Source organism: Clostridium sp. chh4-2, assembly GCF_002899675.1.
Classification (GTDB): domain Bacteria; phylum Bacillota; class Clostridia; order Lachnospirales; family Lachnospiraceae; genus CHH4-2.
The window spans coordinates 204,157-222,857 of sequence record NZ_PKUU01000001.1; the positions used below are offsets into that span (position 1 = coordinate 204,157).

Sequence of the window (18,701 nt, forward strand, 5' to 3'; positions counted from 1 at the left end):
TACCATTGAACTTCCGGAATGGCAACGTTTTACATCAAGCCTGAAGGGATTTTTGAAAAAGCCTTGACGCTTTAACATCGAAGACCAGGTCTTCGAATGTAAAACGTCAAGGCTTTTTCAAAAATCCCTTCAGGTTCAACTTTAAATAACAGAAAACTTATAAATCGTCGTAGTCTTATACTCATCCCCTGCCTTCAAAATCGGAGATGCAAACTGAGGCTTATTCACCGCATCCGGAAAATACTGGGTTTCAAAGCAATATCCGCCTCTTGGCGCATACTGCACACCGTCTTTTCCGGTAACAGGAGGAGTCATGGAATTGGCCGTATAGAACTGAACGCCGGGAAGATCCGTATAAACTTCCATCACCCTTCCGCTCTTCTCATCCATAGCTTTTGCAGCCAAAGATAATTCTCCGGCCGGATGGTTTAACGCCCAGTTATGGTCATAACCGCCGGCAAACCGGAGCGGTTCATAATCCGCGTCAATATCCCGGCCGATCGGCTTCATCTCAGTGAAATCCATAGGGGTTCCCTTCACCGGAACCAATTCTCCGGTAGGAATGGACGTGCTGTCTGCAATGGTAAATGTATCCGCATCAATCCATACCAGCTGATCCGTCGCATTGCCGGACTGATGTCCGGAAAGGTTGAAATACGCATGATTGGTCATATTCGCCACCGTATCCGCATCCGCAACCATATGATAATCAATCTTTAAGCTGTCGTCAGGGGTGAGCGTATAGCTGACGGTCACATGGGCGTTGCCCGGAAATCCCTGGTCCCCATCGGGGCTGAACAGATAGAATGAAAGCCTGGTTCCAAGTTCATCTTCTGAAATGGAAGCCTCCCAGATTCTGTTTCTGTAGTAGTTAAGGCCGCTGTGAAGATTATGGATACCCGAAGAGTTCTTATCCAGCTCATATGTCTTACCATTGATTACAAAGGAAGCATTACCAATCCGGTTTGCATTTCTTCCAACCAACTCGCCGCAATGTCCGATGCCTAGGAGCCATTTTTCAACGGTGTCGTAGCCAAGCACCACATCGTCCATCTTTCCGTCCTTATCCGGCACAAACATGGTCTGCCAGATTCCTCCTAAATTAATGAAGGAAGCAGAAACGCCATGATCGTTGGTCAGCGTATACCGGATAACCTCTTCCCCGTTTTCCATTTTGCCTATCTGTTCTGTTTTGTATGCCATGTGACATAACCCCCTTTGGTCATTATTTAACTTTTATTTTGCCTGGATATATCCCTGTGCTGTTAAAAGTTCGGCACATAATACGGCGCCGCCTGCCGCACCGCGCACGGTGTTGTGAGAAAGTCCTACGAATTTGTAATCGTATACGCTGTCCTCACGAAGGCGTCCTACGGAAATACCCATGCCATTTTCAAAATCCACATCCATGGTTACCTGAGGACGGTTGTCCTCTTCTAAATACTGGATGAACTGTGACGGTGCGCTCGGTAATTTTAACTCCTGAGGAAGTCCTTTAAACTTCACCAGACGGTCAATCAGCTCTTCCTTTGTCACTTTCTTTTTAAATTTAACAAATACGGCGGCCGTATGTCCGTTTAATACGGGAACGCGGATGCACTGGCAGGTGATTACCGGTGAAGATGCTTTCACAATCTGACCGTTTTCAATCTTGCCCCAAAGCCTTAACGGCTCCTGCTCGCTCTTTTCCTCTTCTCCGCCGATATAAGGAATGATGTTTTCCACCATCTCCGGCCAGTCCTTAAAGGTCTTTCCCGCTCCGGAAATCGCCTGATATGTAGTGGCAACTACTTCGTATGGTTCAAATTCTTTCCAGGCTGTCAAAACAGGAGCGTAGCTCTGGATCGAACAGTTTGGCTTAACGGCAATAAATCCTCTCTCCGTACCAAGACGTTTCCTCTGGTCTTTAATCACTTCAAAATGCTCCGGGTTGATCTCCGGCACCACCATAGGAACATCTGGTGTCCATCTGTGGGCACTGTTATTGGAAACAACAGGTGTCTCTGTCTTTGCATAAGCTTCTTCAATCGCTTTGATCTCGTCTTTGCTCATATCCACGGCGCTGAAAACGAAATCCACGCTGGCAGCAACCGCTTCCACTTCATTGACATTCATAACAACAAGCTTTTTCACTGCTTCCGGCATAGGAGTCGTCATTTTCCAACGGCCGCCAACCGCTTCTTCGTAAGTCTTTCCTGCGGAACGCGGACTTGCTGCAACAGTTACCACCTCATACCATGGATGGTTCTCAAGTAATGAGATAAATCTCTGGCCTACCATGCCAGTTGCACCTAACACACCTACTCTTAATTTCTTTTCCATAACTACAACTCCTCATATGCAAATTTTGTTCTTAGATATCCTATAACAACTTGAGGAAAAATGCAATATTTATTCGCGAGAAAAATACATTTGTACGCATCGCACGCACATTCTTCATTCTTTCTAAAAAAATGCACGTGTGACACGGAGAAACAGATGGATATTTACAATCTGACTTTACTTCCTTTGCCATCCCGCCTGCTTATTTTAAGTTTATTCAGATAAACGTCTTTTCCTTTGTACTGGATAACCGGATTTTCACCGATCAGATAGAGGGATTCCAGTTCCTCATCTTTCGTGAGCTTGATTCCCCGCACTCCGCGGCTGTTTTTCTTCATCACAGGAATTTCTTCCAGCATAAACCGGAGGAACACATCTCCACTGGTCTGTATTACCACATCGGTCTCTTCCCCCACGACCTGTATACTGGAAATCATATCTCCATCCAGCAGCTTGGTGGCCGCAACCGTCCGGTTATTGGTTTCAAATTCCTCGGCCGGAACCTGCTTTACCAAAGCGGATTTCGTGGCGAACAGAAGTTTCTTTCCGCGGATTGCTTCCGTGCTGGTTAAGAATATGATCCGCTCTTTGTTGCCGTCATACTTGCTTAAATTGTCAATCGGAGTTCCCTTATCCCGCAGCTTTCCAAACGGGATGTCCATCACCTTGATCTGATGCAGATTTCCTGTGTCAGTGAATAAACACATCTTATCCGTATTCATGCAGCGGAAGGAATAGGGATATTCACTTTCCACCGTCTCCAGATTCCTGTCGTAAATGGAGCGGTCCATCACCTTGCAGTAGCCGAATTTATCCATCACCACAGCCACTTCCTGTACGGTGACCGCAGTTTCATCATAAACGGCTTCTTTTCCATCCTCTATCCTGGTTCTTCTCGGAGTGGCAAATTCTTCCTTAATTCCCTTTAAGTCTTCCTTGATAATCACATCCATATATTTTCTGTCGCTTAATATATGCTTATATTCTTTGATCTTTTTCAAGGTTTCCCGGTATTCTTTCTGAAGGGCCAGAATCTCCAAACCAATCAGCTTGTAAAGGCGCATCTCCAGAATTGCGGAAGCCTGTTTTTCCGTAAAGCAAAGCTTTTTCGCATCCTCTTCCAGAGCGGGAATCTTAAAGGTGATATTGCTGGTATCGCCCATCATCAGGCAGGCTTTTGCATCCTTTAAGTTTTTAGATCCTCTCAGGATCGCGATGATTAAATCGATCACATCACAAGCTTTGATCAAACCTTCCCGAATTTCCTTCTTTTCCAGCTCTTTTTCTAAAAGGGCGTTGTATTTGCGCTCTGCATTCTGATACTGGAAATTCAGATAATTTCTGAGAATGCCTTTTAAGTTTAATGTCTCCGGGCGGCCGTCCGCAATGGCCAGCATGTTGACGCCGAAGGTGTCCTCTAACTTTGTCTTTTTATAGAGAATATTGATGATCTTTTCCACATCTGCGTCTTTTTTCAATTCCAGAACGATGCGGATTCCCTCTTTATTGGACTGGTTGGAGATATCCACTACGTCAGTCAGCTTCTTTGTCTCCACCAGCTCTGCGATGTCCACAAGGCATTTATTAATGCCTGCGCCGATCATGGTATAAGGGATCTCACTGATTACCAGCTTGTCCTTATCCGCTTTTCGTTTTCCCAGTTCCACTTCAATCCGCCCACGGAGCTTGATCTTGCCCACACCTGTCTCATAGATGGACGGCAGATCTTTTTTGTTGGCAATAATTCCTCCCGTAGGGAAATCCGGGCCGGGCATATACTTCATCAATTCTTCTGTGGCAATCTCCGGATCGTCGATATATGCCATCACGGCGTCCACCACTTCTCCCAGATTGTGAGGAGGAATGCTGGTGCTCATGCCGACCGCAATTCCTTCGGCCCCGTTGATTAAAAGGTTGGGCACGCGCACCGGCAGCACTTCCGGCTCTTTTTCCGTTTCATCATAGTTAGGCACGAAATCCACGGTTTTGTCCAGATCTTTCAAATAGACTTCTTCCGCAAACTTTTCCAGCCTGGCTTCCGTATAACGCATGGCCGCAGCCCCGTCGCCTTCGATGGAACCGAAGTTTCCGTGACCGTCTACCAAAGGCATTCCTTTTTTAAACACCTGTGACATGACAACTAAGGTTTCATAGATGGAGCTGTCGCCGTGAGGATGGTATTTACCCATGGTATCGCCGACGATACGGGCCGATTTCCTATGGGGTTTATCATGGTTGAGGCGGAGCTCACTCATATCGTAAAGAACTCTTCTCTGAACCGGCTTTAAGCCGTCCCGGGCGTCCGGAATCGCTCTGGCGGTGATAACGCTCATGGAATAGTTCATATAGCTCTTCTGCATCTCTTCCGAATATTCTGTTTTGATAATCTTTTCAGGCATAATCTTTCACGTCTCTCCTTTTTAAGCGTCAATTTCCGCCTCATCGGCATGTTCATAGATAAATTGTCTTCTCGGCGGAACATCGCTTCCCATCAGCATCTCAGTGATCTCTGAAGCCATTCTGGCGTCCTCGATCTCCACCTGCTTTAAGACACGGCTTTCCGGGTCTAAAGTGGTTTCCCACAGCTGCTGCGCGTCCATCTCTCCAAGACCCTTATAGCGCTGAAGGGTGAAGTCCCCGCTGTGGGTCCTTCTGTATTTTTCCAATTCCTTTTCATCGTACAGATACTGCTCCGGCCCCTTTTTAGGGATCACTTTAAAAAGCGGAGGCATGGCGATATAAACATGCCCGTTATAGATCAGTTCCGGCATAAACCGGTATAAAAATGTCAGAAGCAGCGTATCGATATGACTTCCGTCCACATCGGCATCCGTCATCAGAATGATCTTATTATAGCGGAGCTTGGACAGATCAAAATCATTGCCGTAACCTTCGGAAAAGCCGCAGCCAAAGGTGTTGATCATGGTCTTGATTTCCGCATTAGCCAAAACTTTATCCATAGAAGCCTTTTCCACGTTCAAAATCTTTCCGCGGATCGGCAGAATGGCCTGATACTGGCGGTTTCTGGCCGTCTTGGCGGAACCGCCAGCAGAATCTCCTTCTACGATGAAAATTTCGCATTTTTCCGCATCCCTGCTCTCGCAGTTGGCCAGCTTTCCGTTGCTGTCAAAGGAAAACTTGGATTTGGTCAGCATATTGGTCTTGGCTTTTTCTTCTGCCTTTCTGATCTTGGCCGATTTCTCCGCACATGCGATCACGCCCTTTAACACTTCCAGATTGCGGTCAAAATAGCGCTGCAGTTCATCGCCGGCCACGGTAAAAACTGCCTTCGTAGCGTCTGCGCTGGCAAGCTTCGTCTTCGTCTGTCCCTCGAAAATAGGGTCCGGATGTTTTACGGCCACAATCGCCGTCATTCCATTTCTGGTATCCGCGCCTGTAAAATTGGAATCCTTTTCCTTCAGAATTCCCAGTTCCCGGGCATAGCTGTTGATTAACTGGGTGAACTTCGTCTTAAAGCCAACCAGATGAGTGCCGCCTTCCTGAGTGAAGATATTGTTGCAGAAGCCCAGAATATTTTCCTCAAATGTATCCACAAACTGAAGCGCCACCTCCACTTCGATCTTGTCCACCTCTCCTTTGAAATAAACGGGATCGTGAACCGGCGTCTTTCCTGAATTCAATTCTTTTACATAAGAAATGATTCCTTCCGGCTCTGAAAACACGATGCTTTCCTCTTCACCGGGACGTTTATTCTGATAGTAAATAGAAAGTTTCGGATTTAAATAAGCGGTCTCATGAAGTCTGCTCTTCAGCCAGTCCGCTTTAAAACGTGTTTTCTCAAATATCTCACTGTCCGGTAAAAAGTTGATCTCCGTACCGGTCTCTCTCGTCTTTCCAATAATAGGAAGAAGCCCGTCAATCAGCTCCACCACAGGACGTCCTTTTTCATAGGCATCGTGGTGTATGGCTCCATTTTTATAGACTTTTACATCCATCCGGGCCGATAACGCATTGACAACCGATGATCCAACCCCGTGTAATCCTCCGCTGGTCTTGTAAGCGTCATTATCGAATTTTCCTCCGGCATGAAGTGTGGAAAGAACAATACGCTCTGCCGACATTCCCTTTTTATGCATCTCTACCGGAATGCCCCGGCCGCTGTCCTTTACCGTACAGGAACCGTTCGCCTCAAGAGTGATCCATATCTTGTCGCAGTATCCTGCCAGGTGCTCATCTACCGCATTGTCAACGATCTCATATATTAAATGGTTCAGGCCTTTGCTACCAACCCCTCCAATATACATACCCGGACGTTTTCTGACGGCCTCTAAGCCTTCCAGAACTGTAATACTATCCGCATTATACTGTGTTTTAGCCATGATATTCCTCCATATTTTGTATATCCGCTGCAAGGCGGATATCTGCATAATCTTTAATATTATACACTTAAATTCCCTGATTTGGCAAGTTTACTCTAGGCCGATTTCCATTTATTCCCTTACCAATTCCCAGGGAATTTATGTTATTATCATTTTGTAACAATTATGTAACATTAACGTAATATTTTAGGAGGAAACTACCATGAGAAAATTATCCGTTTATGCATTATCTGCAGCAACTGTTTTTAGCATTACCGCTTTAGCGCCCATGACATCCCAGGCCGCTGTGACTACATACAATCTTCAGGGCGGAAAGGGGGCCGTTGTCGTAATCGGAGGAAACAACGGAGACTGTCAGACCCAGTTTCCCGGATTTCCCGATTTTAACAAACCTTGGTTCAATACTCCTGGAGCCAATATTCCGGATATCAGCCTTCCGTCGCCAGAATTTCCAACCCCGGACGGAGGTATGCAGGACACCCTTCCTGAAAACCCGGGAAATGGCAGCTCCAGCTCAGACGCCTATGTATCACAGGTATTAAACCTGGTTAACCAGGAACGCGCCAAAGCAGGTGCAGCGCCGCTCACTTTGGATTCCAAAGCCACACAGGCCGCACAGCTTCGGGCCCAGGAGATCGAGCGCTCATTCTCCCACACCAGACCGGATGGAAGCAGCTTCAGCACCGCTCTCACCGCATTTGGAGTTAATTTCAGAAGCTCCGGAGAGAACATCGCTTACGGACAGAATTCACCGGAATCTGTAATGAACGGATGGATGAACAGCGCCGGACACCGCGCCAATATCCTGAATTCTTCCTTTACCTCCATTGGTATCGGACATTACAAAGGAGCAAACGGAGTGGATTACTGGACACAGTTATTCATCAATTAATCTTTATTTAACTGGCTAAGGTACGCCGAAAAGAAGGGGAAACCCGGGCGGGCGGCGGACATGATAAGAGATAGGGGATTCGAGTTTCGACCCTAAGAGGTACTAAGGCCGCCAGAAACGGAAAAAGGCAGAGCGGTGCCCATTCGCAGTGAACTCCTGATGACTTCACTGCTCAAGGGGCACCTCAAATACTGATTCGGAATTCAGTATTGGTCTGCCTTTTTCCGTTCCTGCCGGCCAAGTACCTCTAAGGGTCTGCAAACGATCCCCTATCTCTTATCATGTCCGCCGCCCGCCCGGGTTTCCCCTTCTTTCCGGCTGTTGCTTGGCTAGCTGAGGATAAAAAAGATTTAGTAGAAGGAGTAATTTTTACATCAACCATGAAGGCTTTTCCAGAAATGCCTTGACGATTTAATGTAAAGGGTGAAGTCTTTTCGTGAAATGCTTTGACGTTTAAAGTAAAACCTGAAGACATTTCAGAAAATCCCTCAACGATCTATGTAAATTTGGCCTTACGTAAATACCAATGCAATAGCATTGTTTTTAACCAGACCAGCGAAAACCAGCCCGGAATCGGGAGGCGGAACCGGAAGCCAAAGGTCGGAGGGGCTGTCCGGGCCGGGGAAGGAAGATGCAGCCAGATCGGATCGTATGGAACCCCTTTAGAACTACTTGGACCCGTAAGGGCAGAACGAGGCAGGTAGAAACTGAATTCCAGATCAGTTTCTAAAGCGCCACTGAGCAGCGAAGTCATAAAGAGTTCACTGCGAATGGCGCTGGCCTGCCTCGTTCTGTTCTTACGGGTCTTAGTAGTTCTTAGGGGCGAATCCCGAATCCGATCTGGCTGCATCTTCCTTCCCCGGACCGGACAGCCCCTCCGACCTTTGGCTTCCGGTTCCGCCTCCCGATTCCGGGCGTACCCCTTTCGCCAACTACGTTAAATAACAATTTTTATGTAAATATTATTGAGCTGCAGATGAGCTTTCTTCTGTTAAAGTAGCACCTGCTGCCTCTGCCATCAATGTTGCACCTTCTGTAAAGTCAGTGGACACGATTGTAAGCGCTTTTGTCATATCTTCCATAAGCTTCTGGTTTTCTTCCTCTGTAGGAGTTTTTCCGCTGGCTTCCATCTCCATGGCTGATACAACGATATCCAGGTAATCAACCATAGCATCACAACCGCTCTTATATTTAGCCTGAGCTTCTGCATAAGCTTCCGGAGCCTGAATTGCTGCAAATTCTACGAATGGAGCTTTTAATTCTTCCATCAATTTTGCGATACCTTCTGTATCAGAAGGGTCCATAGTTGCTAAATCAGCCTGAACTTTTGTGGATACATCAGTCATAGCCTGACCCAGTTCTTCAGCCTTTGCAAGGTATTCGTCCTCTGTTAAAGCCTCTCCTGCTGCTTCAGCTTCTTTTTTTGTCTCTTCTTCTGTTGTTTCAGCCGCTGTTGTAGTCTCTTCCGTTGTTTCCTCTGTTGTTGTTTCCTCTGCTGTTGTCTCTGCAGCTGCTTCTGTTGTTGTTTCAGCAGCTGTAGTCGCATCGGCTTTTTTACCTCCGCAAGCTGTTACAGATGTTGCCAGCATAGCTGACATTGCTAATACACACATACCTTTTTTGAAATTCTTTCTCATAATACAAGTTCTCCCTTTTGTCGTATATATTCGATTTTGTGCAAACGACATATGCATTATAGCAAATTACTTTTTATTTGCAAGGCTATTAATAAAAAAGTAAGATTTATTTACATTATATTAAGTTCTCCTTTGATATTTGGCCTTAATACATAGAATTCTCAAACTTTTAATGATATACTGGTTAAAAATAATACATATATTTCGAAATGGAGGAAAATTTAATGCCGGATAAAATGATGTATGCAGCCGTTTATAAGGGTCATGGAATCATTGAATTAGAAAAACGGGCTGTTCCCCAAATTGTACATCCTCAGGATGCCATAATAAAAGTGACCTTAACGACCATTTGTTCCAGCGATATCCATATCAAACACGGCAGCGTTCCAAAAGCTGTGCCCAATACAATTCTCGGTCATGAATTCGTAGGTATCGTTGAACAAACAGGATCTGATGTCAGAAGGTTCAAGCCTGGCGACCGTGTTGCGGTCAATGTGGAAACCTTTTGCGGGGAATGCTATTTTTGTAAACGCGGATTTGTAAATAACTGCACTGATGAGCACGGCGGCTGGGCGCTTGGATGCCGGATTGACGGAGGACAGGCTGAATATGTGAGAGTTCCATTTGCAGATAACGGCCTTACAAAAATTCCGGAATCCGTTTCAGACGAAGCAGCCCTCTTCACTGGTGATATTCTTTCCACCGGATTCTGGAGTGCAAAACTGGCGGAGATAAAGCCGGCGGACACCATAGCAGTCATTGGAGCCGGTCCAACCGGATTGTGCACATTAATGTGTGCCCGGCTCTATGGTCCCGGCAAAATAATTGTCATCGACACTTCGGAGGAACGGCTGAATCTGGCCAAGCGCTCCGGTTTGGCAGATGTGATTCTCAATCCCGGACGTCATAATGTGGAACAGGAAGTCCTGCGCCTGACACAGGGCCGGGGCGCAGACGCAGTACTGGAAGTTGCCGGCGGAAAAGACACCTTTCAAACAGCATGGAAAATTGCCCGGCCTAATGCGGTTGTGTGCATAGTCGCATTATATGAAGAAGCACAGGCCCTTCCATTGCCTGAAATGTATGGAAAAAATCTGATTTTTAAAACTGGAGGAGTGGATGCCTCCAACTGTGAGGAGATTTTAAAGCTGATTGAATGTAAAAAGCTGGATACCAGTTGTCTGATCACCCACCGCACCTCTCTAAAGCATATTATGGAAGCTTACGAGGTGTTTGAAAATAAACTGGACCAGGTGATAAAATACGCAATTACCGTATAGTGTCTTTCCCAGCATGAAAAAAGGAAGGTTATCATGATATTTCAGGTTCTTTCTTGGCTTTGGGTGCGGGACTGTGCCGGAGGGGTAATATCCCAGTGTACCGCCATCTGGATACGAACCGTAAAAATGAACGCGGCTGGCGAACACACGTATTTTGTGTCCGCCAGCCACGTTCATTTTTACGGCGAGTAGGAAGCACGGCGGACACGGGATATTACCCCTCCGGCACAGTCCCGCACCCAAAGCCAAGAAAGAACCATATTTCATGCATCAGCCTTCCTTTTTCTTCTTTATTATGATGCCTTACTGGCCTCCATACGTCCAATATCCAATCTTGGAATATTTTTTCGTCCGGTCACTCCATATGATTCCATGGTGATTTTAATGGAGGTGAACGGCAGCGGTATCTTATAGTGATCCCATCTTCTGCTCAGACTGACCGACTTGGAATAATCTGCTTTCGCCGCTATAAAATCCTTTTTGCCTGTTTCAGACAGGTAAAAAGCCAGCGTTTTCGGTATATGTCTCGGTCCAAGAGGGCCGTCGAGAGCTACTGCCAGAATTTTTTCCGTTTCTTTCGCCGCTCCCGTTAAATCTTCCATAAAAGTTCTGCATCTGTTTCCATCCGGCAGCCGAATTGCCTCGCCATGGCAGCGTTTTAACAGATACTCGATATAATCGCCCCTTTCATCTGCTGTCACAATTACAGATATCTTCTGCTCTCCCAGCATTTTTTTCAGCAGCAGATTCATAATATAGCTGTCTTCATGCCAAAATCCAATCACCGCTCCATTTTTCAGATTTTCCGGCAGTTCCAGTTCCAGATGAACCGTTTTCTCAAGCAGTCTTAAATAAGCGTAATAGAGCCGGCATAAACATGCCTTTCCCCACTCCTTCATATTCCTTCTCCTCTTTCCGTTCTATCATCTTGTAATACTGGTGTTCTGCCATCTTTGCGACCCCTTCTGCACGAAATCCGCAGGCCGTGCGGAAGGCTTCCTTTGAAAGTTTTTGATACATCATTTTATCTTCCATCATCGACGCGACAGCTGCCGCCCAAGCGGTCTCATTTTCTTCTGTCATAAATCCGTTAACTCCATGTTTTACCACATCCACGACTCCGCTGGCTCTCACGGCCACCACCGGGCATCCTGCGGCCATGGCTTCTAAAAGAACAATTCCCTGGGTCTCAGACTTGGATGCGAACAGAAATCCATCTGCAGCATGCAGATAATGGCGCACTTCCGAATTAGGCAGTTTTCCTGTAAAAATGATCTGTTCTTCTATATTAAGTTCTTTGACCATCCGTTCTAAGTTTTTCCGCTCCGTGCCGTCTCCAATAATCATAATCCGGAAGCCTCCTCCGGACCGTTTTTTCAGCTGAGCCGCCCCTTTTAACAGAAACTCCAGATTTTTTTCTTTTTCCAGCCTTGCGGTAGTTGCGAACAGCCAGGCAGATCCGCCTTTCAGATACTGTTCCCGGATCTTTCCGGAACGTTCCGGATTTACCTCAAACCCTGATTCATCTAATCCGGTAGGCAGCACGCTGATCATTGTTTCCGTTCCATGTTCCATCAAATATTCTTTCATGGTATTGGTCGGGGCAAATATCAAGTCACATTGGTTGGTAAATTCCTTCATACATTTGGGAACAATATTCTGTTTCATATATCTGGCCACTTGATTGACCGGATAAGTTCTGTTTTCCATTTCCCGGTATAACTTAAAATAGTGGAGATATTCCTCATACCGTGTGTGATAAGTGTATGCCACCGGAATATTGTATTTTTTTCCCAGATAAACCGCGGTCTGTCCCATAAGAACCGGGTGATGGACATGAATCACATCGAATTTTTGTTCTTTAAAGCACTGTTCGATCCGTTTGTCCAGACAATGTCCGACTACCAGCCCTTTTTCCGGTTTATGATATAAGATTTTATACCGCACTACAAATTCTTCCGGCTCACATCCTTCCGCCTCCGGCGCAAACACGGTCACCTCATGCCCTAACTCTCTGAGGCTGTTTGCCAGGCGTTCCACAGAGATGGGAACCCCTCCGATAAATGGTTTATAATTATTCGTAAGCATTGCAATTCTCATCTTTCACCCTCCTATGAAAACAGCTGAAACGCCTTGTCACCCAGCATATATCCGGCTCCGATCAGGAAAAAATTCCACACAAAGATTCCCATAGCCGAACTAATGCTGTATTTAACAAAATTCATTCGAATGACTCCGGCCGGAATTGATATCACGGTCCGAATTACAGGAATCAGTTTACTGATAAAGATGCCAACCGCACCTTTTTTCTCCAGCAGCAAAAAGTTCTTCTCTATAACCGGTTTCTGCTTTGGAAACTTTTTCAAGTACCGTTCCAAAAACAATTCACCGCCGATTCTTCCAATTCCATATAAGATCCAGCTTCCAAGCAGCCCTGCGAAAAGAGCTAATATCATAGCCGTCAGGAAACTGATGTCCCCTTTTGCGGCCCATATACCGGCAAGCGGCATGATGATACCGGCCGGAAATCCGGGAAGATTGAGATATTCCAATAAAACAATTACAAAAATAAATAATGCGCCATATTGTAAAAAATACTGAGACAGTACCTGTATATCCATAAAGATCAACCTCCTTGTTGAGTTAATCATAAAGGAGGTTTCTAAAAAGGCACTTTAGAAAAAACAAAAGATTTTCTAAAGATTTTTTACCCGTTCTTTCGTAAACGGATATTTTTGCAGACCATGTTTTGTACAGTAAAAGTAGAGATTTCCTCCTTTCCGCATAAGCGGCAGATAAAATGACGGGTCCTGCTCCGGGTAAAATCTGGTAAGCAGCATGCGGTCTCCATACACATAGGCCGCAAAAAGTATATAGTGTTCTTTGCTCATCTCATGGTTAAACGTAATATAATAATTGTTGTCCATAACCTGCACCGATGCCTGATGCTCTTCGTCATTCAAATCTGCTGCCAGCGGATGCAGACGGCGTCCACAGCAGGAAACCGCGGTTTTCCCTGTGCTTGTAATAATATTTCCGCAATTCGGGCAGACATAAAACTGTATTAAATCAATTTTCCCTGCATCGGGAAAATTGGGTTTTAATTCTCCCTGAAGCAGTTTCAGGATATCCGCGCCAAGCACCGCAGAAAGTTCCTCCCATAAGCTTACATCCGGGCAGCCTAATCCGCACTCCCATTTTGAAATCGTTTTATTGCTGATATTTAACTGCTCCGCGACCTGTCTCTGGGTCAATCCGTTTTCCTTGCGTAACTGTAAAATTAAGTGTCCAACTTTTGCACAATCCATTTTCTTTCCTTTCTCTGAGAGCTTTTGATTACGATCGCAGAAGTTACGATTATTTTCTTAGCCGCCGTAACAGCCGCCTCTCTCATCTCCAAATTTTCTCCGCTTGCGGATCGGCCGCAAGGCATTTTTCCCTCAACGCCTCCAATTCGTCCTTATGATCCGCTTTGGGGTCATCGTATTTCAGAACTTTTAACACTGCATATTCAAATGTATCTTCTCCACATCTGTTCCAAAGCTCCTGCATCCGTTTATTGGGATGACCGCCCATCAACAGCTTAAAGTGGTTGCTGTTGTAGTCTGCTTTTGTATCTTTGGAAATTCCTAAAAATGACTGCCCGGTGCATTTACAGCGAAAGGAGATAACCCCCATCTCCGGATTCCGGTTTTTCCATTCTGTCAAAAGTTCCTTTTTTCTTTTTATATCCATTATCTTCACCTCATAATCAGTTTACCCGAAAGAGTCTCCGGTGGCAATCCACGCTCCGTAGACAACAAAGATATTAAAGTAAAGGGTGAAGGCATTTCGGAAAATGCCTTCACCCTTTACTTTAAAATCTCACATTGTTTTTTGCAGAAGTATTTTGAAAACTAATAAAATGGCTGCATAGATACCTAAAACTGCTAAAAGAGTTCTAAGCACAGTCAAACTGATGAATCCTCCCACTAAAATTCCGATATACAATCCCACCATCACCGTATAACCTGCATATGCCCAGCATCTCAATCCGATCATGCGGTTTCTCTCATCTGTTTCGTAAATTTTCTGTTTCTTCTTCAATTCCGGATTTTTCAGATACCGGATATTCTTGATAGCAGTCATAATGCCGGCTCCGATTAAGCCGCATCCTGTCCCCAGATAAAAGCCGGTGATTGAATCACGATATCCCGGCTCCAAAAAAAGTACCGGTAAGTTAGGAGCCATAAACGACAATGCCACTGCAGCCGCTCCCAATACCGCAAACAGAATTCCCAATACAATTCTGGTTTTACACCGTTTATCAAAATCAATATTATTTTCAACAAATAATTGTTTTAACCACATATTCATTCCTCCTCTTCATATAAAAATATCTCTTCAATGCTTTTTTCAAAAAATCTGGCTATTTTAAAAGCCAATTGGAGGGAGGCATTATATTTTCCATTCTCCAGCGATATAATGGTCTGCCTCGTCACGCCTAAAGCGGATGCAAGTTCCTCCTGAGTCACCTTGTTTTGTTTTCTGAATTCCTGTATTCTCGTCTTCACATACACCACTCTTTCCTGTTCTATTTTAAAAAGTAATGTTTCCTTTACATTTTTAGTATAGCACGCTTTACATTAATTGTAAAGCTTATTTTACATTTTTATTTATCTAACGGCAAAAATCAGGTCTCTGTCAATAGATTTCTTTATAAGCCGCAGCGAATCAGAACCGCACCTGCTAAGAGGCCGATACCGATCAATGTCTCGGCTCCCGCTATTACCAGCTGTTTTCCCGCTTTTATAAGCTCAGATTCCGCATAAGCTCTGGATGGGTAATCCTCACAGACATAAAATCTTTCATTAAACTCTTTGTCAGAAACATTCAGATGATAACAGTTTTTATTATATACATAGCATCTCTCATAGACCGCAGCACATCGATTAAAGCTCATACGTTCCACTCTTTTGGCGTGAATATCATCAGAAAACCGGATCTCTTGAAACCGGTCTGGGAAATGTATGGTCATACATCGGTATTGCATATATGAATATTTTGCCAAAATAATCATCGCGCCTCCAACCAATATCAAAAACAACATAATAATAATTTCTTTATACATAAAAATATCCCCCTTTATTAAGCTGAATGAATTCACAAACCGTTAATCAGCACCATCAATAATTTTATAGACTGATTTTAACAAATAATCAGGCACGGTTTGGCAACTTTTGACAAAATGCACACTTCCGGGTATGAGTGACAGATAAAGGAAGCTCGCCGCAGATAATGTACTTGACAAATATATGCAGCAATGTTATAAGTGTATATATAAGATATATACAATCATAACATTGAAATGAGGTGACATTTTTTGAATATTATAATCAGCAATTCCAATGGAAAACCGATCTACGAACAAATCACCTCACAGATAAAGAATGAAATCATCTCAGGCCATCTGTCGGCAGGTGATCCGCTGCCTTCCATGCGAATGCTGGCAAAGGAACTCCGAATTAGCGTAATTACTACCAAAAGAGCTTATGAGGATTTGGAACGAGAAGGTTTTATCTGCACCGTAGTGGGAAAAGGAAGCTTTGTAGCTGAGAAAAACATGGAATTTGTCAGAGAGAATCAGTTAAAGGCCGTAGAAGAATCCATACAAAAGGCTGTGACTGACGCCAGAGCCGGCGGCATCACATTGGGAGAATTGATTGATATGCTGACTATCATTTATCAGGAGGATTGAATATGGACAATGCAATCGAGATCAAAAACTTATGCAAATACTATGAAAATTTTTCGTTGGAGAATGTGTCCTTCTGTCTTCCGAAAGGCAGCATTATGGGACTTGTAGGGGAGAATGGAGCCGGAAAATCCACCATAATTAAAACAGTTCTGGGATTAGTTTATCCAAGTTCAGGTGAGATAAATGTTCTGGGTCATAAAGGCATCCCTGATAAAGAAGTGAAAGAACAGATCGGCGTAGTCTTAGATAATTACGGTTTTTACGATGGACTGAAGATAAAGGACGTCAACCGTATTATGAAGGAGCTCTACAGGCAGTGGGATGAAAAACAGTTTCAGGAATATAGAAACCGCTTTCATCTGCCGGATAATAAAAAGCTGAAAGAATTTTCCAAAGGGATGAAACAGAAGCTGTCTCTGGCACTGGCCTTATCCCATAAGGCCAGCCTTCTGATCCTGGATGAGGCAACAAGCGGATTAGATCCCATCGTCAGGGATGAAATCCTAGATATACTGCTGGAATTCATACAGGATGAAACTCATTCCGTATTGGTTTCTTCCCATATAATCAGCGATTTGGAAAAGGTTGCGGATTACATCACCTTTATCCACAATGGTAATATAGTATTTTCAAAAAATAAGGATGAACTTTTAGAAAACTATGGCGTGGTCAAATGTACGGAACAGGATTACAAAGCAATGGACAAAACCCATGTGACAGCTGTGAGAAGCAGCCGATTTTCTTATGAGGTGATGATAGATAATAAAAATGAATTTATTTGGAAAAATAAAGACCTGATCGTGGATAACACTACCCTTGAGGAAATTATTCTGTTTAAGGTAAAAGGAGGGATGATATGAGGGCATTGATTATTAAAGATTTACTGAATTTAAAGTCTTATTTTAAACAACTGATTTTTATTTATGGATTCTATCTGGTTTTCAGTCTGATGGGTGTATGGGATATTTCGTTTTTTATCAGCATTGCAACCTTGCTCGGGGCCATGATGTTCATTTCCACTATGAGTTATGACGAAATGTCCAGATGGGATGCGTTCGCAATATCCTCTCCCATTTCACGAAAGGATCTTGTAACATCAAAATATCTGCTGATGCTCTTGTCTCTGTTAGGCAACACAGGCTTCAGCCTGCTGATCGGAATACCGATAATGCTAATTCAAGACAGTCTGGCCCTATCAGAACTGCTGGCTTATACGGGAATCATAACTTTAGTTATCACGACCGGCTTTAGTATCATTCTGTATCTTGCCTTTAAAGTAGGAATTGAGAAAGCCCGGATCGCCATGATGGCCGTTTTCCTTGTTCCCACCGCACTCATTTTTATCTTAGGAAAAAATATGAACCAACTGGGCATCAGCATAAAAAACATAAATTGGGAACAAATGTGGCCAGCCCTGGCTGCTGGTGCCGCACTCACAACTATTGTGGTAATTCTGGTTACGTACTGTTTATCGGTAAAAACGGTACAAAAGAAAGAATATTAATAATAAGGACTAAACGTTTCTCACCACCAGTTAATTATTAGTTAAATGAAAAAGCCAGCATATTCTAAGCCAAATTCAGATAGCAAAACACAAAAAAACCTCGATATAATCGAGGTTTTTTCTTCAGCTCCCGGCCGGATTCGAACCGGCGACCTACGCATTACGAATGCGGCGCGCTACCAGCTGCGCTACGGAAGCGACTAAAAATGCTTTGGACAGTTATCCAAAGCACCAAATGACCTATCCGGGAATCGAACCCGGGTTTCCGCCGTGAGAGGGCGGCGTCTTGACCGCTTGACCAATAGGCCCTTTAAAAGGTATCGAATCGAGGCGACAAGATTCGAACTTGCGACCTCTGCGTCCCGAACGCAGCGCTCTACCAAACTGAGCCACGCCTCGATACCTTTGATAGTATAATATGAATTGTTGTAATTGTCAATGAATTTTTGAAAATTTTTCTAGAAAATAATTTTAACCCATTTCCACCAGAGAATATCCCAGATCATCCAGGATTTCAGATGCCCGAACCACACATTGTTCGTCACCTTCTATGATCACCGTCTTGCTGTCAAGATCAATAAAATGTTTAATCTCAGCTTCCGTCAATGCCTTTTCAATTCTGGATACGCAGTGCCCGCACATCATTTCTTCACATTTAAATTTTTTCATGGTCTTCCTCCTTGGAATCATTATTTCATCAATTTTTGAATAGTTTTACAAAGTTCGTCTACCACTTCTTCATTCCCCGCCCTGAGTTCCTCCACCACGCAGGACTTGATGTGGCTGGATAGCAAAATCTTATTAAAGCTGTTGAGCGCAGCCTGAACCGCCGATACCTGAATGAGGATATCCACGCAGTAACGCTCTTCTTCGATCATATTTTTAATTCCACGAATCTGCCCTTCGATCCGGTTTAAGCGTGTAAGCAGATTTTTTTCTTCCGAATATTCCCTATGCTTATGTTTGCAGCATTCTTTCTCTTCCGTCAT

At 44.3% G+C, this 18,701-nt stretch carries 21 protein-coding genes and 3 tRNA genes; 5 read left to right on the forward strand and 19 right to left on the reverse strand.

The genetic code is table 11. The features are described 5' to 3' along the window. Window positions 1–141: 141 nt before the first annotated feature. The 4 genes from C0033_RS01005 to C0033_RS01020 form a co-directional block, all read right to left on the reverse strand. On the reverse strand, window positions 142–1,203 hold the full coding sequence (locus C0033_RS01005) for an aldose epimerase family protein (protein ID WP_103226005.1): 1,062 nt from the start codon (window positions 1,201–1,203) through the stop codon (window positions 142–144). 33 nt (window positions 1,204–1,236) lie between these two features. Then, on the reverse strand, window positions 1,237–2,322 hold the full coding sequence (asd, locus tag C0033_RS01010) for an aspartate-semialdehyde dehydrogenase (protein ID WP_103226006.1): 1,086 nt from the start codon (window positions 2,320–2,322) through the stop codon (window positions 1,237–1,239). Between the two features lie 164 nt (window positions 2,323–2,486). Next, entirely contained in the window at window positions 2,487–4,721 is a 2,235-nt protein-coding gene (locus C0033_RS01015) for a DNA topoisomerase (ATP-hydrolyzing) (RefSeq protein ID WP_103226007.1), read from the reverse strand. A 21-nt stretch (window positions 4,722–4,742) separates the two neighbouring features. Further along, entirely contained in the window at window positions 4,743–6,662 is a 1,920-nt protein-coding gene (locus C0033_RS01020; protein WP_103226008.1) for a DNA gyrase subunit B, read from the reverse strand. 202 nt (window positions 6,663–6,864) lie between these two features. Here C0033_RS01020 and C0033_RS01025 point away from each other — a divergent pair, with 202 nt between their 5' ends. Further along, window positions 6,865–7,554, forward strand: coding sequence for a CAP domain-containing protein (locus tag C0033_RS01025; RefSeq protein WP_103226009.1), 690 nt, complete (start codon window positions 6,865–6,867; stop codon window positions 7,552–7,554). 806 nt (window positions 7,555–8,360) lie between these two features. Here C0033_RS01025 and C0033_RS27575 read toward each other — a convergent pair. Further along, complete coding sequence (locus tag C0033_RS27575) at window positions 8,361–8,486, reverse strand: hypothetical protein (protein WP_278320734.1); 126 nt, start codon at window positions 8,484–8,486, stop codon at window positions 8,361–8,363. Window positions 8,487–8,516: 30 nt separating this feature from the next. Beyond that, on the reverse strand, window positions 8,517–9,191 hold the full coding sequence (locus tag C0033_RS01035) for a hypothetical protein (protein WP_103226011.1): 675 nt from the start codon (window positions 9,189–9,191) through the stop codon (window positions 8,517–8,519). A gap of 224 nt (window positions 9,192–9,415) precedes the next feature. Here C0033_RS01035 and C0033_RS01040 point away from each other — a divergent pair, with 224 nt between their 5' ends. After that, on the forward strand, window positions 9,416–10,471 hold the full coding sequence (locus tag C0033_RS01040; RefSeq protein WP_103226012.1) for an alcohol dehydrogenase: 1,056 nt from the start codon (window positions 9,416–9,418) through the stop codon (window positions 10,469–10,471). Between the two features lie 293 nt (window positions 10,472–10,764). On the opposite strand, the gene C0033_RS01045 is transcribed toward C0033_RS01040, so the two are convergent. The 8 genes from C0033_RS01045 to C0033_RS01080 form a co-directional block, all read right to left on the reverse strand. Then, window positions 10,765–11,370 (reverse strand): hypothetical protein, encoded by a 606-nt coding sequence (locus tag C0033_RS01045; protein ID WP_103226013.1) that lies wholly within the window; start codon window positions 11,368–11,370, stop codon window positions 10,765–10,767. Next, on the reverse strand, window positions 11,309–12,571 hold the full coding sequence (locus C0033_RS01050; RefSeq protein WP_103226014.1) for a glycosyltransferase: 1,263 nt from the start codon (window positions 12,569–12,571) through the stop codon (window positions 11,309–11,311). The genes C0033_RS01045 and C0033_RS01050 overlap by 62 nt, the downstream gene beginning before the upstream one ends. 11 nt (window positions 12,572–12,582) lie before the next feature. Next, the gene (locus C0033_RS01055) at window positions 12,583–13,092 is read right to left on the reverse strand and encodes a DedA family protein (RefSeq protein ID WP_103226015.1); all 510 of its coding nucleotides are present in this window, start codon (window positions 13,090–13,092) and stop codon (window positions 12,583–12,585) included. Window positions 13,093–13,167: 75 nt separating this feature from the next. Continuing rightward, complete coding sequence (locus C0033_RS01060) at window positions 13,168–13,779, reverse strand: helix-turn-helix domain-containing protein (protein ID WP_103226016.1); 612 nt, start codon at window positions 13,777–13,779, stop codon at window positions 13,168–13,170. An 82-nt stretch (window positions 13,780–13,861) separates the two neighbouring features. After that, window positions 13,862–14,206: a GIY-YIG nuclease family protein gene (locus tag C0033_RS01065; RefSeq protein WP_180994511.1), complete on the reverse strand. Its 345-nt coding sequence runs from the start codon at window positions 14,204–14,206 to the stop codon at window positions 13,862–13,864. A gap of 129 nt (window positions 14,207–14,335) precedes the next feature. Continuing rightward, window positions 14,336–14,821, reverse strand: a complete 486-nt coding sequence (locus C0033_RS01070; protein ID WP_103226017.1) for a hypothetical protein — start codon at window positions 14,819–14,821, stop codon at window positions 14,336–14,338. A 2-nt stretch (window positions 14,822–14,823) separates the two neighbouring features. Further along, on the reverse strand, window positions 14,824–15,024 hold the full coding sequence (locus C0033_RS01075) for a helix-turn-helix transcriptional regulator (protein ID WP_103226176.1): 201 nt from the start codon (window positions 15,022–15,024) through the stop codon (window positions 14,824–14,826). A gap of 143 nt (window positions 15,025–15,167) precedes the next feature. Further along, window positions 15,168–15,581, reverse strand: a complete 414-nt coding sequence (locus C0033_RS01080; protein ID WP_103226018.1) for a hypothetical protein — start codon at window positions 15,579–15,581, stop codon at window positions 15,168–15,170. Between the two features lie 252 nt (window positions 15,582–15,833). Here C0033_RS01080 and C0033_RS01085 point away from each other — a divergent pair, with 252 nt between their 5' ends. From C0033_RS01085 to C0033_RS01095, 3 genes are read left to right on the forward strand one after another with little or no spacing between them, the layout of a single operon-like run. Beyond that, entirely contained in the window at window positions 15,834–16,208 is a 375-nt protein-coding gene (locus tag C0033_RS01085; RefSeq protein ID WP_103226019.1) for a GntR family transcriptional regulator, read from the forward strand. A gap of 2 nt (window positions 16,209–16,210) precedes the next feature. Further along, complete coding sequence (locus C0033_RS01090) at window positions 16,211–17,068, forward strand: ABC transporter ATP-binding protein (protein WP_103226020.1); 858 nt, start codon at window positions 16,211–16,213, stop codon at window positions 17,066–17,068. Beyond that, entirely contained in the window at window positions 17,065–17,712 is a 648-nt protein-coding gene (locus tag C0033_RS01095) for an ABC-2 transporter permease (protein ID WP_103226021.1), read from the forward strand. Before C0033_RS01090 ends, C0033_RS01095 begins: the two co-directional genes overlap by 4 nt. Before the next feature lie 125 nt (window positions 17,713–17,837). Here C0033_RS01095 and C0033_RS01100 read toward each other — a convergent pair. The 5 genes from C0033_RS01100 to C0033_RS01120 form a co-directional block, all read right to left on the reverse strand. Then, window positions 17,838–17,910, reverse strand: a tRNA-Thr gene (locus tag C0033_RS01100). Between the two features lie 38 nt (window positions 17,911–17,948). Beyond that, window positions 17,949–18,020: transfer RNA gene (locus tag C0033_RS01105), tRNA-Glu, on the reverse strand. Window positions 18,021–18,037: 17 nt separating this feature from the next. Further along, window positions 18,038–18,111, reverse strand: a tRNA-Pro gene (locus tag C0033_RS01110). A gap of 72 nt (window positions 18,112–18,183) precedes the next feature. Beyond that, on the reverse strand, window positions 18,184–18,381 hold the full coding sequence (locus tag C0033_RS01115) for a heavy-metal-associated domain-containing protein (RefSeq protein WP_103226022.1): 198 nt from the start codon (window positions 18,379–18,381) through the stop codon (window positions 18,184–18,186). Window positions 18,382–18,401: 20 nt separating this feature from the next. After that, a complete protein-coding gene (locus C0033_RS01120) occupies window positions 18,402–18,701 on the reverse strand; it encodes a metal-sensing transcriptional repressor (RefSeq protein ID WP_103226023.1) in 300 nt (99 codons plus the stop codon).

What these genes read in the sequence shown, in the direction of transcription:
- C0033_RS01005 (WP_103226005.1), bottom strand. Translation starts at nt 1,203, where the DNA reads ATGGCATACAAAACAGAACAGATAGGCAAAATGGAAAACGGGGAAGAG.
- asd (WP_103226006.1), bottom strand. Translation starts at nt 2,322, where the DNA reads ATGGAAAAGAAATTAAGAGTAGGTGTGTTAGGTGCAACTGGCATGGTA.
- C0033_RS01015 (WP_103226007.1), bottom strand. Translation starts at nt 4,721, where the DNA reads ATGCCTGAAAAGATTATCAAAACAGAATATTCGGAAGAGATGCAGAAG.
- C0033_RS01020 (WP_103226008.1), bottom strand. Translation starts at nt 6,662, where the DNA reads ATGGCTAAAACACAGTATAATGCGGATAGTATTACAGTTCTGGAAGGC.
- C0033_RS01025 (WP_103226009.1), top strand. Translation starts at nt 6,865, where the DNA reads ATGAGAAAATTATCCGTTTATGCATTATCTGCAGCAACTGTTTTTAGC.
- C0033_RS01035 (WP_103226011.1), bottom strand. Translation starts at nt 9,191, where the DNA reads ATGAGAAAGAATTTCAAAAAAGGTATGTGTGTATTAGCAATGTCAGCT.
- C0033_RS01040 (WP_103226012.1), top strand. Translation starts at nt 9,416, where the DNA reads ATGCCGGATAAAATGATGTATGCAGCCGTTTATAAGGGTCATGGAATC.
- C0033_RS01045 (WP_103226013.1), bottom strand. Translation starts at nt 11,370, where the DNA reads ATGAAGGAGTGGGGAAAGGCATGTTTATGCCGGCTCTATTACGCTTAT.
- C0033_RS01050 (WP_103226014.1), bottom strand. Translation starts at nt 12,571, where the DNA reads ATGAGAATTGCAATGCTTACGAATAATTATAAACCATTTATCGGAGGG.
- C0033_RS01055 (WP_103226015.1), bottom strand. Translation starts at nt 13,092, where the DNA reads ATGGATATACAGGTACTGTCTCAGTATTTTTTACAATATGGCGCATTA.
- C0033_RS01060 (WP_103226016.1), bottom strand. Translation starts at nt 13,779, where the DNA reads ATGGATTGTGCAAAAGTTGGACACTTAATTTTACAGTTACGCAAGGAA.
- C0033_RS01065 (WP_180994511.1), bottom strand. Translation starts at nt 14,206, where the DNA reads ATGGATATAAAAAGAAAAAAGGAACTTTTGACAGAATGGAAAAACCGG.
- C0033_RS01070 (WP_103226017.1), bottom strand. Translation starts at nt 14,821, where the DNA reads ATGTGGTTAAAACAATTATTTGTTGAAAATAATATTGATTTTGATAAA.
- C0033_RS01080 (WP_103226018.1), bottom strand. Translation starts at nt 15,581, where the DNA reads ATGTATAAAGAAATTATTATTATGTTGTTTTTGATATTGGTTGGAGGC.
- C0033_RS01090 (WP_103226020.1), top strand. Translation starts at nt 16,211, where the DNA reads ATGGACAATGCAATCGAGATCAAAAACTTATGCAAATACTATGAAAAT.
- C0033_RS01095 (WP_103226021.1), top strand. Translation starts at nt 17,065, where the DNA reads ATGAGGGCATTGATTATTAAAGATTTACTGAATTTAAAGTCTTATTTT.
- C0033_RS01115 (WP_103226022.1), bottom strand. Translation starts at nt 18,381, where the DNA reads ATGAAAAAATTTAAATGTGAAGAAATGATGTGCGGGCACTGCGTATCC.
- C0033_RS01120 (WP_103226023.1), bottom strand. Translation starts at nt 18,701, where the DNA reads ATGACGGAAGAGAAAGAATGCTGCAAACATAAGCATAGGGAATATTCG.